We start from the raw sequence: 14,350 nt of genomic DNA, 5'->3' as shown, positions 1-14,350 counted from the left end.
TCTTATCATTCAGTTATTCCGATTTTGTGAGATGCCTAGAAAACAGGATACTTCTCAACTGGATTTTAGACGCATACTTCTCAATCTAGATATGAGTTGACTAACTTAACTATAGGAATCATTCGAAAAATTAAGGAGAATTAGAGGTGAATGGAAATGTTTGAATACGGAATGATTAAATTTCTAACAATGTCCGATATGAATCTTATGCATCGACGCGTGTTAATTCGCGAGGATTTAAATGTGCCGATGGAAGCAGGAAAAATTATGAACGATGAGAAGATTGTTCGGGCATTACCTACCATTGAACAGGCACTTGAGGCACAAGCGCGTGTGATAGTATTGTCCCATCTTGGTAGGCCAGAAGAAGGAAAATATGATGCAGCATTTTCATTGATGCCAGTAGCAGAGGTATTGAGTAAAAAGTTAAATCGTCCTGTACCACGAGTTAAAAATTGGTTAGATGGGGTAAACATTGAGCCTGGTTCCGTGGTACTTTGTGAAAATGTTCGATTCAATCGAGGTGAAAATGAAAACGATCACGAGCTTGCTAAACAAATGGCAAAATTGTGCGATGTTTTTGTTATGGATGCTTTCGCCACTGCACATCGTTGCCAAGCTTCAACCGTGGGGGCAGCGCAATATGCGCCTATTGCATGTGCCGGTCCTTTACTCATTGCGGAAATTAAAGCATTATCACAAGCGTTAAAAAATCCAAAAAAACCGTTGGTTGTCATTGTCGGTGGCTCCAAAGTTTCAACCAAAATTCAATTGTTAGAACATTTATTAGATAAAATTGATCAGCTCGTTATTGGAGGTGGCATAGCAAATACTTTTTTAAAAGCTCAAGGTTATGCGATTGGTAAATCATTTTACGAAAATACTTGGCTGGAAACCGCGAAACAGTTTTGGAAAAAAGCGAAAGAAAAGAATGTTTCTGTTTCCTTACCTATTGACGTAGTGCTTGCAAAAGATGCATTAAAGGATATTAAATTGCGAGTAACATCTATCGGGGCTATTACAGAGCATGAATCTATTTTTGATGTAGGCCCAAAAACCAGGAATGGTTACACTAAATTAACTTCGCAAGCAGGTACTATTGTGTGGAATGGTCCAGTAGGTGTTTTTGAAATACCAGCCTTTAGTCATGGCACCTATGCACTGGCTAAGGCGATTGCCAAAAGCGAAAAAACTTACTCTATTGCCGGTGGTGGAGACACTTTAGCGGCGTTGGACAAATTCGATCTTACGGATCAATTATCCTACATTAGCACAGCAGGAGGTGCTTTTTTGGAGTTTTTGAAGGGAAAATTGTTGCCAGCCATCGAGATCTTAATAGAACGAGCAAAATATCATGAGCAAAAATAATAACCACATGCTGCGTCGTACTAAAATTATCGCAACGTTAGGCCCTGCGACAGATAAGCCTTACTTACTTGAGACAGTGATTCATGAAGGCGTTGATATCGTTCGGTTAAATTTTTCTCATGATATTCATGAAAAACATAAGAAGCGTATTGAAATGGTACGCGAGGCAGCTAAAAAACAAGAGCGTGTTATTGGAATTTTAGCGGATCTACAAGGTCCTAAAATTCGCGTTTCAAGCTTCAAGGCAGGAAAAATTCATTTAAAAAAAGGCGAACAATTTATTTTAGATGCGAAATTACTTCCTAATGAAGGAACGAAGAAGAGTGTTGGTATTGATTATAAAAATTTAACGAAAGATGTAAAAGCCGGAGATATTTTATTACTAGATGATGGTCGACTTAAATTAATTGTCCAGCGCATTAAAGACGATAGAATTATTTGTCGTGTTACTGTAGGAGGTGAACTTTCTAGCCATAAAGGAATTAATAGATTAGGGGGGGGTCTTTCCGCCGCATCGATGACCAAAAAAGACATCGATGATCTAAAATTTGCATTAAGTCTTAATGTTGATTATATTGCAATTTCCTTCCCGCGTGATGCAGAAGATGTTTTAAAAGCCAAATATTTAATCCAGAAACATAAAGGAGAGGCTGGTGTTATTGCAAAAATCGAACGAGCAGAAGCGGTTAAAAATATCGACGTAATTATCAAAGCAAGCGATGGTGTGATGGTAGCTCGTGGTGATTTAGCTGTTGAAATTGGGGATGCAGAGGTACCTCTTGTGCAAAAGGATATTATTCATCGCGCACGTTCGTTAGATAAACCAGTTATTATTGCAACGCAAATGATGGAATCAATGATTCGTACTACAGTACCAACTCGCGCTGAGGTGTCCGACGTTGCTAATGCGGTGTTGGATAACACGGATGCTGTAATGTTGTCAGCAGAAACTGCAGTTGGTCATTATCCTGCTTTAGCAGTAGCAGCAATGGCACGAACGTGCATGGTTGCTGAGTCTCAACCACGTTCGCATATTTCCCGCCATCGTGTTGAATGTCGCTTCAAGCGTGTCGATGAAGCTATTGCGATGGTCACTATGTATACGGCGAATCATTTGAACATCAAAGCGATTGTGGCACTAACAGAATCAGGAATTACGACGCTCTGGATGTCGCGTATTCGCACGGCGATCCCTATCTACGCGCTAAGCCGATTTGATAAATCATTAGGTCGCATCACACTTTATCGCGGCGTCTACCCTATGAAATTTGATCCAACTCAATATACGCGCGAAGAAGTGAATGTAAAGGCTATTGAAATAATGCAAAAACAAGCTTTATTGCGAGAAGGCGATTTAGTGATTTTAACAAAAGGTGATCATATGGGCGTAGGTGGTGGTTCAAATGCCATGAAAATTATAGTAGTTGGAAAGGTTATGTAGTCTATCTACAGAAATTTTGTTGTTCAAAACCTCATTCCTACAAGGGTCCTGTCCAGGCAAGCTGAGTGAGGTTGGTTGGCTGTTCTTTTTTGATTTCGCCTTTTATACCACCTTATTATAGCGATAGCAGTGATGACAATTTTGACTTTCAAGTTTGATAAAAACACCACAGAATGGAATATTAAGTCGTTTTGTAAATAAAAAGTTGTGCCTTTTAAGACGACAAAGTGTTGCGAAAGATGGCAATAGACTTTATGATGTATTGGGTAAACAGAGGAAAGAGTATGGCGCTTATCACATTGCGACAGCTGCTCGATCATGCAGCAGAGCATGGTTATGGGGTTCCAGCATTTAATGTTAACAATTTAGAGCAAATGCGGGCAATTATGGAAGCAGCAGATGAGACAAAAAGCCCCGTGATTGTGCAAGCTTCTACAGGTGCACGACAGTATGCCGGTCCGCAATTTATTCGTGCTTTAATTATCGCAGCTATGGAAGAGTGGCCACACATTCCTATTTGTATGCATCAGGATCATGGTGCTTCTCTCGCAGTGTGTCAGCGTTCCATTCAACTCGGATTTACTTCCGTCATGATGGATGGTTCCTTATTAGAAGACCAAAGAACGCCGTCGAGCTATAAATATAATGTACAAATTACTGCTTTAATGACAAAAATAGCTCACATTTGTGGTGTTTCTGTTGAAGGTGAGTTAGGTTGTCTTGGCTCCTTAGAGACTTTAAAGGCTGGAGCAGAAGATGGTTCGGGTGCTAAGGGTGAGTTGTCGCGTGAACAAATGCTCACGGATCCTGACCAGGCTGCTGATTTCGTTAATAAAACCCATGTAGATGCATTGGCTATTGCTATTGGTACTAGTCATGGAGCGTACAAATTTTCCCGACCGCCAACAGCTGAAGTGCTGGCGATCGATCGAATTAAAGCAATTCATGAGCGTTTACCGAATACCCATTTAGTTATGCACGGTTCTTCTTCAGTGCCACAGGAATGGTTGCAAGTAATTAATGAGTATGGTGGTGCAATGCCAAAAACTTATGGCGTACCCGTAAAAGAAATTCAAGATGGGATTCGCTATGGTGTACGCAAAGTTAACATCGATACCGATTTGCGATTGGCATCCACAGGTGCCATTCGTCATTATCTTGTTAAAAATCCTTCCAAATTTGATCCACGGAAATATTTGGGCGAAGCACTTAAAGCAATGAAAGCAATTTGCAAAGCACGCTATGAAGCCTTCGGGACTGTTGGACAGGTAGAAAAAATCAAAATTATCTCACTGGAAAAAATGGCGAGCCGTTATAAGAAGGGTGAATTAGATCCACAAATCCTCAAGGTTCAACCGGTACCTGGAGGAGTTTGATCAGAAGATATCATTATTATGAAGGAAAACGCTTTCTCATTCAACGGTTTTTAAATTGGTTTATAGTGGCCTGTTTCTTCTGCCTGTTACACATGAAAGCATTTATCTGTTCCTTTACTTTACAATCATTATCACTACTTCTGTCTTAAGTATTATCAACTTATCTTGTTTTAGCAGTATTTTAAAGGATAAAGTTCATGTTGCAGATTTTCCATGCGGTTGTTCAAACAATTGCTTAATTGATTGCAAAGAATACAATCATCAATTCTTGCGTACAAAAAAATGAATGCGAAACTGACTATATATTTTCAACAATCCGACGTCAATTGATGCAATATCAGATACTTTGGCAATTCCTTAGATTCTGAACTGTTATTCTGACAGGACGAGTTATTATTCTAATAGCACAGAAAAGAACGTGGAGGAATATTATGTCAGTAGCAAGTCAGTAGCAGGAAGACAAAGAGACCAAATACAGTAATTATGCACGTATTTCTGTCAATTTAATTTTATTTTATTGTTATTAATCAAGCATGGAGAGGTATCATTGCTCATGAACTGAAAATACCTTGGTCATGACTTTTAATCATAGTTGGAAGTGTAGCTAATATTAACCGAGTTGCTACTAACGAATTGATTGTTGTTAACGAGTTGCTAGTCTTCCAATGATATAATTCTATCAAATGCTTAAGATGCTAATGCATTTAAATGATATAGATTAATCATGCCAACACTAAAAATACTTGTTACCATCTTTGTAGTCGTTGCAAGCAACTAATCAAGTTCGAGGAAAAAATAATTAATTTAAGACAATTAATGTTATTTTGTAATAGCAACAATGCAATAAATTGTACATCCAGATTTAAAAATTGATCGAATGCTCTAAATACATATCAAAGGGAAAATCTAGAATAGTAGTTTTAGCATTGTGGGATAGAGTCAACGATAACATAGTATAGTGTTTTGATTGAGACAGAGAAAAGTAATAATGTGATTACGACTAATGAGAAACTATATAATGTTACAAGTGACTCAATTATAATGTTACAAGTGACTCAATAATGTAACGATTATACACGTGAAATACTATGTTTCCAAGCCGAGATACCACACTTTTTTATCGGATTTATATATAGGTATATCGCTTTACTTCGAACGATAGTGTGTCTGTTCTAGTGCAGGTACTAGAATATACATCCATGCTGTATATTCTAGTTATACCTCTCTTTATTACTATTTGATATCTATATTAAGTAATATATCTTGATAATCGGTGATGGTAAAAAAGACGCCATATTTTAACTAAAAGTGAGACTTAATTAAAAGTGAGACTAAATCGGGCTTCGATAACTCAACCACTGATATCAGTGATATAAATTGTTCGTTAGTTGTTAGTAATATAATGGATGATTTGACTGACGATTAAGATCAAAGATAAAAAAGGAAAATGAAGACAAAATTCTTATCTTTGACGATATGCTGACTTTAAGCAATGTATTCTACTATAAAAATTACAACATGAATTAAGAAAAATCTTATGAATTAAAAAAATCTGATGATTTTTGTTCACCCTACTGTGAAAAAGGTAAATGCTGTTACCCCTTTAGATAAAGGACATGACGCATTTACTGCCACTGTTTCTTATTTGATTCATTATTATAATGGTGATTACAATTATAGGAAGTGAAGATAATATGCTGATTATTCAGCAAGTTACCACGTGTCCTATTACCGTCGATTACTCGCGATTTAAAGTAATAGTAAATTAGATATCACTAAAATGCTTGTTATAAGATGTAGGAATTTCCTAGGTATATTTAGGACAGCGTTTTCTATGAATATACATTCATAAACTATCTCTACGTATTTTGGTAAAAGCAAATATTCTGTATTTACTCGACAAATGAAGTACGTTATCAGATTCAGGCCCAAGTTATGACACTCTTTCTTTAATGTAGCAATTGCTCATAAGACTGTGTGGGACATTATTTTACCACTGTGGCTTAAATAAAGTTTCAAAAACAATGCCGCATATAGCACGTTGGATGCATGAAATAGTACTTTCCAGACATTTAATCATCAACCCTACTTAAAGATTATATCTAGAATTGGATAAATCTGGGTGAATACCAAAATTGGCTTATCTTTTGCCAAGAAGGCATCGGAGTTCTTCATATTTATTCTTTATTTTAATTATCGTAACTATTTATTATAAGTATTATCACGATATACCAGTCATGTTATCAAGGATGTTGATATTTGTGTATCAATTGCAATCAATGATCATAAGGGCATATCTGCAATAAATCCAGTGAATGTTGAAACAAAATACCTTGCTAAATTATACCATGGGTTTGTAAGGAAATGGCTTGCTGTGTGTATCGAGTATAAACTACTGAGGAAATATTGCGAATATCACGAGTTAAACATTGTATTGTGTGCAATTATATTGTGTTACAAAATTATATTGTGTTACAATTATTTCTGTGGGAAAGCGGAGAAGTTCGATCAGATTTTAAAAGTTAACTAAAGAAACCGAAAAACAACGAACTATTTGACCTCTACGTTTATCTTTCCCTTTATTAAGTTAATATTATTCGATTATATTGTGATTTTTGCCAATTCATGTTGTGCTTAAAATCATGATAATACTTAGTCAAATATAAATAAATAACAAAAAAAATTAGGTTCGAAAGGATAGAAAGGAGCGGAATGCTAGGTTTTATCCTGTATATGCACGGATAAGATGAAAACAAATTGTCAAATGAAGTAAGACCTTTCTATTTGTAATGAGAAGGTTTTTATAAATTAAAGACGGATTTTATTTGATAACAGAATAAAATCGAGGTATATAACATTCATGTAATGAGATCTGTGAATGATTCAACCATATTATAAATTTATTTAAGAAATCTTTTAATTGAAGACTGAATAGTGCATATAATACTAGTATTTTTGGTTATTCATCGAGCGGCGGTAAATGTCATTATTAATGTCATTATAAGTATGGAAATAAGAGTATTCTTAAGCAAGTATTGAAAATAGTCAGAGTGAAATATTGGATAGGATATTTTTGAGAAATTGCGAAGATGAGTTGGGACCTATAGTATGTGATACAGATATCAAAATATTTGAAATGGATGAATAGGCGAATACATAAGATATAATGGTATTTAACTAATACAGAAAGATCTTAGCAGACTGTCTATGATCATATCAAAGAAAACGATACCTAAGACCGTGATTGTAGTTTTTAGAATTAATATTACATACGGTGACTTATATCGATTCTTTCACTTTTAAGTGCAGCATTATGTAATCATGATCTTAAAAGATTACGATTTGGTTTGAATTTCTCGACCAGTTTTTGATTGCCTATTTCCATATCGCACCAATAATAGTATCTTATTAAATACTTTTCAAAAATTAAAAAAATAAGTTTATATAACATGGATATTAAAGAAAGACAGATAGCGAAGATATCTACTCTCTATAATACTTTTACATGCATTATCTCGTGCTTAACTCATTCTTAATTTGAAATTAAAAAACAACTGATTTAAGTTGTCCAATTAGTGATTTATTATCTTCTAGAGAAGAATGTAAAATTGCTACTATCTATGCGAAAAACTACTTTATCGCGCTACTAATCGTATAATGATTTTCATCGGTGAACTTTATATTATTTAGGAAATTGAAAACTTGTTATGAATTATTAAGATTTTTCCTTACCACCTTGTTTTCCCGACAAGGTTAATTGAATCTAGTATAGTATTATAGCCCTTATTACCTCGAAACTGCGGCATAAATACCGAAAAAACCTATGGATTTTTTTAATATAGATGATTGTACTAATAATATATTGGTCTAATAAATTAATCTATTAAATCTACATAGCTGATAAATTTTTTCCAGCATATGTGTGCATGATAATCAACGATTGGTATTAACTAGTTTGTTGGTGCAATATAAAAAATAACTAAGATATAAATAAACAATATGTATTAAATGCAGCATAAACGTGGTATTATTATGCTATCGGATGCTAGTTTTTTTGTGTCGAATGTAATGTAATGAATCTAACGCTAATTTTCAGAAAAATTGAAGCTTTAAGTAAAGCTTCTACATTATCAACACGCAAAATCGTTTATTAGTTTTGATTTCTAGTCAGTATATTTTGATGATAATTTTGGAAATGCTAAAAATAAACGTCAAGAGTCAGAGAAAACTATTCTAGTTGCTTAACATTAAAGAATTAACAAATGATATTATTGCTTGTTATTTGTATGACAAGTAAATAGAAGATAACAAGAAATAACAAAGAAGGTTGATTCACCATCGGATAATTACTCAAACATAAGAGTATCATCTGTTGTTGCCTGTGCCTTTATTAACAATACTTTTTATTTCTTGTCAATAGCTTAGCTTGCATTAAGGAAAAAATGATGTTAATTCAAATAAGTTAGTAAAGCGGTTTTCTATGCTGATTAATAATTTGTTATTATTACTTCTAGTTTCGTTGAGCAAATGAAAGTATGATAAGCTTACGAAATTGTTTTAAAAGTTATACAAAATTAGTTGAATCGATTCCTATCCTATTAATTTTTAATAGGCTGGTACTATCTAAAGATATTATTCTAAAAAATTAAAATTATTGAAGAACGAAATTATTGAAGAACGATAAAAGTACTCGAGATTGTTTTTTAATTTGGATAGTGATGCTGTTTGGTATAAATTCACAGAAAAAAGAAAGCAAAATTAAAAGTACGACGGTTGTTTATAACATTAAATAACGTAAATTTTCGCTAATAATGATTTCCTAAAATTAAATAAAGTTACTGATCCATGAAGTATATAGAATACGGTTCGAGTGATGATAAAATCAGTCAAATATTCGGTTTTATTTGTTGAAACGCGTTTGTTTTGGTGATTTTACATTAATAATCCGAAAATTAGCATGGACTGATGCTTATGAAAATTATCAATACGATATTGTAAATAGTAGCAAATCAACTAAATTAATAAAAGCATTGCTATATCAATGAATCAAGAACAATGACACTGAAATGGTGAATAAATATACATGGTTAATTATTGTAAGAGTTAGAACAGCGAGCGATAAGTTATAGACGTAGCGGGCGGTGATTATTATTGTTCTGATATGTACCAAAATCTTAGCCAAGATGAAACGATATTAGTCAATTAACAACTAGTTTTCGTTGAAAAAATATAGCATAAAAATTCAAAAGTAGTTATCCGAAGGTATAGCAACTTAAATTCATGGTAATGATGTTAATTTTCAGCAAGTACTTTGATCTTGGATAGTTGGATAGGATCTCTAATAAACGCATCACGGTGTTATCACTAATTGTGCAATGTGGATGCTACACTTATTTTATCCTTTTTCCTAGATATTTTGCGATTGCCTTAGATTGTTTAAAGTACTTTTGGATTCTCGGATTAAGTGAATAGTTAAACTTAATGCTGAGATAATTATCTTTATACTCCAAGACAAGTTAGTAGAGCAGCCTGTTAAAATGGATTACACAGATAATACTGTACGATGTGGTAACATATAATTAGAGTCTATTGTAGAAAAACAAAATATTAGCGACTATTAGTAGTGCGAACAGGACACACTTTACCGGTACCGTAAAGCCATATACTTAGACTGGATATTTCTGCGTTTTACTGAGTGTATACATCAATTAGTAAAAAACAACATCTTGTATAAACAAAAAATTGCCTTTCAGTGAACTTGGTGTTCATGATGATGTCTGATCCGGAATAACCAACTTGAAGTGCTCACGCTGTCCATGCTAAATCAAAATATCTAAAAAACGTTCTAAATAAGACGTTTCCAAGTATTTTACATCTGATCAACTCTAAGTTGATTGACCAGATCCTGAAACTAAAGCTCGAAAATCCTCTTCAATTAGGTGTAAACGACAGCCCAATTTTTTGAGGAAAAAGTTGTGAGATTTAATTATTTGCTACTTGTCGTAAAGATAATCGCTGTATGAGGCATAGGTAAAGAATTACATGATGATAAATTTTATAGAGCATAGAAAACGAATGATCTCAGCAAATCTGTAGCAAAAAGCGATGGCTATTTTTTCGAAGAATTCATAAGAAAACATTTCAGTACGAAATCATAGGCTATCGGTTTAACAAACTTTGTATAAGCTATCCACAACCCTATTAGATATTTTATACAAATGATGTTATACTTTTAACTTTTCTAGCCATAAAATTATTCGTTACTATGACTGAATTTAAGTCACCAGCCTATCAAGAGGCTAAATATCTAACCAGCGTGGCTGAGTTTGAGCAGCTTCCACTGGATAAAGGGGCTGAAATAGCTTTCATTGGACGGTCAAATGCGGGTAAGTCAAGTGCATTGAATGTGATTACAGGTATCAAGGGGCTGGCTCGTACCAGCAAAACACCTGGTCGTACTCAAATGATCAATTTCTTTGCACTCAATGGAAATCAGCGTCTCGTAGATTTGCCTGGGTATGGGTATGCTAAAGTTCCACGGATGGTGAAAGAACGCTGGGAAGATTTGGTAGATAGCTATTTGAAGAAACGCCAGTCTTTAAAGGGGTTGGTTGTAGTAATGGATATTCGCCATCCATTGAAAGAAAGGGATACGGATGTTATCGAATGGGCTGTTGATTATAATATCCCTCTTCATATTTTGCTGACTAAATCCGATAAACTAAGCCAAAGTGTGGCGAAAAAAATCTGCAGTGAAGTAGAAGCCGAACTTACATCTTATAATAATTGTATCACTCTTCAATTATTTTCTTCCTACGATCGTACAGGATTAGATGCGGTTAAAACAGTTTTAAGTAAGTGGTATCAGCAATAAAAAGATTGTCTTTTCAAAAAAACTTGGGTAGAGTACACGAGCTTTTAGATTCAACCTTCTTGGTAGGAAGGTCAGAGTTGTGTTGGTACGTTATACTTGCCTAGAACCTCCGAGCAGTCTTTATTGGTTTAATTCTTTTGGGCGTGGTGGTATTGCTGCGTTTTGAATAATATTGCTGGACCTTTTTGCTCCTAAAAAAATGGAGGGGACATGTTTCCACTTTCAAGAAAAACTTACACGAAAACTTACACGAAAAATGAAACCACCTCTTGGCCGATTCCTAATTATTGGGATGGGCTTGCTCTTTTATTAGTTTTGGCTGTTATTATTTTATTGTGTTATGGTGCCAATGCAATGATGGAACGATTTGATGTTGGACAAACGATCCCTATTGTATTAAATCCTATTGAGTTACCGTATTATGCCTTACGTACTGTGTTGCGTATGCTAATCGCGATGTTTTTTTCGCTTTTATTTACCTTCATTTTTGGTACATGGGCGGCTAAAAGCCGACAGGCCGAACGCATTATAATTCCTGTTGTTGATATCTTACAATCGGTACCAGTGCTTGGATTTCTCACGATTACAGTAGCTGCTTTTGTCGCATTGTTTCGCGGTAGTTTATTAGGTCCTGAATGTGCAGCACTGTTTTCGATTTTTACAGCACAAGCATGGAACATGGCCTTGAGCTTTTATCAAAGTTTTCGAACGATACCTCATGATCTGCAAGAAGCTGCAACTATGTTGCAATTATCGGCGTGGCAACGTTTTTGGCGTGTAGAAGTGCCATTTGCTATGCCAAGTCTTTTATGGAATATCATGCTATCCATGTCGGGGAGTTGGATTTTTTTAGTGGCTTCTGAAGCTATCACTGTTGCCGGTCACAATATTCTTCTACCCGGTATTGGTTCCTATATAGGGATGGCTATTGGGCAAGCTAATAAACTAGCAGTAGTATACGCGATTATTACGATGATCATCGTGATCGCTTTATATGATCAATTGTTATTTCGTCCTCTCGCTGCCTGGGCTGAAAAATTTAGCATTGAAGTAAGCGTGGGAGGAAGTGAAGTGCAATCATGGGTATTAAATCTCTTTCAGCGTACGCGTTTTTTGCGTTTTATCGGTAATTATTTTTCTTTATGTGGAAATGCTATCGTTAATTGTCGGCTCTTCTGTTATCACCCGGTAAGAAAATCAGTTGAATATAGTCGTTTATTACGTCGATTTTTAACGATTAGTTGGAATGTCATGCTGATTTTAGCTATGATTACTGCTCTATACCTACTAATGCGTTTCATTTTGGCCGAAGTACGTTGGTCTGAGGTATTACATGTTTTTTATTTAGGCTTTATAACAGGATTACGTGTCACCATTTTACTTATTATTAGCTCCGTTGTATGGGTACCCATCGGGGTTTGGGTAGGTTTACGACCAAAGGTTTCTAGATTTGTACAACCCATTGCCCAATTTTTAGCCGCATTTCCAGCTAATTTATTATTTCCCATTATGGTGATGCTTATCATGCGGTTCGCATTGAACGTAAATACTTATACTTCACCTCTAATGATTTTAGGTGCACAATGGTACATCTTATTTAATGTAATCGCCGGTACTATGGCATTACCTAAAAACCTGTATCATGTTGTTGGCACACTAAACGTAAAAGGATGGTTGTGGTGGAAGCGATTTATGTTACCAGCAATATTTCCGCATTATATTACTGGCGCTATTACAGCAGCCGGCGGCGCTTGGAATACGAGCATTATTTCTGAAGCCGTGAGCTGGGGGAGCACTCATTTACATGCCACAGGCTTAGGTGCATATATCGCTATTATTTCACAACAAGGGGATTTTCCACGTTTAGCGTTAGCGATTATGGTCATGTCCCTATATGTGTTGGCATTTAATCATGGTGTGTGGCGGTCCTTATATTGTCTAGCAGAACAAAAATTTCAACTAAAATAGAAAGTTAAAGAGTCAGAGGTGACGATCATGAAAAAAAATGTTCCAATTATAGAAGTTAGGAACATTTGTAAGTTTTTTAAAAAACAGGGTCTGCAAGATTTACTTGTATTAGATCGTATTAATTTTAATATTAACGAAGGTGAAATCATTGCTATTTTAGGAAAATCAGGTTCTGGAAAATCTACATTGTTACGCACTATTGCTGGTTTAATTAAACCTTCATTAGGAGTGGTGCTTTATCACAATGAGCCTATTGTTTCTCCTGTGCCTGGTTTAAGTATGGTGTTCCAGCATTTTGCTTTGATGCCATGGTTGACTGTGCTGGAAAATGTTGAATTAGGTTTAGAAGCAAGAGGAGTTTTACGTGAAGAGCGCCGAGCCCGTGCGCTTGAAGCTATTGATATCGTTGGGCTCGATGGTTTCGAGTCGGCTTATCCTAAGGAATTATCAGGTGGTATGTCACAACGGGTCGGATTAGCACGTGCGTTGGTGGTCGATCCAGAGGTATTGCTAATGGATGAACCATTTTCTGCATTAGATGTATTAACCGCAGAAAATTTGCGGGGCGATTTAATTGATATCTGGCGTTCAGGTAAAACCAATATCAAAAATGTCATTATCGTTACCCATAATATTGAAGAAGCTGCATTTCTAGGTGATCGTATTTTGGTGTTTTCAATTAATCCAGGAACTATTCGAGCGGAAGTGAAAGTAGATTTGCCACATCCGCGAAATGATCAAGATTCTCAATTTCGTTGTCTTGTTGACAACATTTATGGGTTGATGACAAAACCGGCAGTAGAGGCTATTCCCGAAGCCGTTAAATTTAAGACGATTAATGTAGGATACCGGTTACCGCAGGTACCTATTTCAGAAATGATAGGTTTTATAGAAACATTATCCTCTTATAAACAAAAAAAGGTGGATCTTCCGGAATTAACGGAAGAATTACATTATGAGGTGGATGAATTATTTCCTATTATAGAAGCTCTTGAAATATTACATTTTGCTCATGTTTCAGGAGGTGATATTGAATTAACATCGAAGGGACGTCAATTAGCTAAGGCCAATATTCTGGAGCGTAAAAAAATATTTGCACAACATTTAATTGATTATGTTCCTTTAGCAAGTCAAATTCGTCTAGAGTTGAATGAGAACCCAAACCATGAAATTTCTGAAAAACATTTTCTGGACAATTTAAAAAATTATTTGAGTGCGCAAGCAGCCGATGAAGTATTAACTACCGTGATTGATTGGGGGCGTTATGCAGAAATTTTTGCGTATGATTATAATTCCGGTATTCTTAGTTTGGAGAATCCATAA

At 35.3% G+C, this 14,350-nt stretch carries 6 protein-coding genes; all 6 read left to right on the top strand.

Annotated elements, in window-relative coordinates; translation table 11 throughout:
* Window positions 1-174: 174 nt before the first annotated feature.
* The 6 genes from CEAn_RS03240 to CEAn_RS03215 all read left to right on the top strand — a co-directional run bounded on the left by CEAn_RS03240 (window position 175) and on the right by CEAn_RS03215 (window position 14,350).
* Window positions 175-1,368: a phosphoglycerate kinase gene (locus CEAn_RS03240; RefSeq protein ID WP_211924187.1), complete on the top strand. Its 1,194-nt coding sequence runs from the start codon at window positions 175-177 to the stop codon at window positions 1,366-1,368.
* Entirely contained in the window at window positions 1,355-2,809 is a 1,455-nt protein-coding gene (gene pyk / locus CEAn_RS03235; protein ID WP_244670060.1) for a pyruvate kinase, read from the top strand. The genes CEAn_RS03240 and pyk overlap by 14 nt, the downstream gene beginning before the upstream one ends.
* A gap of 284 nt (window positions 2,810-3,093) precedes the next feature.
* The gene (fba, locus tag CEAn_RS03230) at window positions 3,094-4,185 is read left to right on the top strand and encodes a class II fructose-bisphosphate aldolase (protein ID WP_211923762.1); all 1,092 of its coding nucleotides are present in this window, start codon (window positions 3,094-3,096) and stop codon (window positions 4,183-4,185) included.
* Window positions 4,186-10,450: 6,265 nt separating this feature from the next.
* Window positions 10,451-11,059 carry a ribosome biogenesis GTP-binding protein YihA/YsxC gene (gene yihA / locus CEAn_RS03225; protein ID WP_211923761.1) on the top strand — a complete coding sequence of 203 codons (609 nt, stop codon included), beginning with the start codon at window positions 10,451-10,453 and terminating at the stop codon, window positions 11,057-11,059.
* 210 nt (window positions 11,060-11,269) lie between these two features.
* Window positions 11,270-13,027, top strand: a complete 1,758-nt coding sequence (locus tag CEAn_RS03220) for an ABC transporter permease (protein WP_211923760.1) — start codon at window positions 11,270-11,272, stop codon at window positions 13,025-13,027.
* 27 nt (window positions 13,028-13,054) lie between these two features.
* The gene (locus CEAn_RS03215; RefSeq protein WP_211923759.1) at window positions 13,055-14,350 is read left to right on the top strand and encodes an ABC transporter ATP-binding protein; all 1,296 of its coding nucleotides are present in this window, start codon (window positions 13,055-13,057) and stop codon (window positions 14,348-14,350) included.

The organism is Coxiella endosymbiont of Amblyomma nuttalli (assembly GCF_018107685.1).
GTDB lineage: Bacteria > Pseudomonadota > Gammaproteobacteria > Coxiellales > Coxiellaceae > Coxiella.
This window is presented reverse-complemented; position numbering and strand designations above follow the sequence as displayed.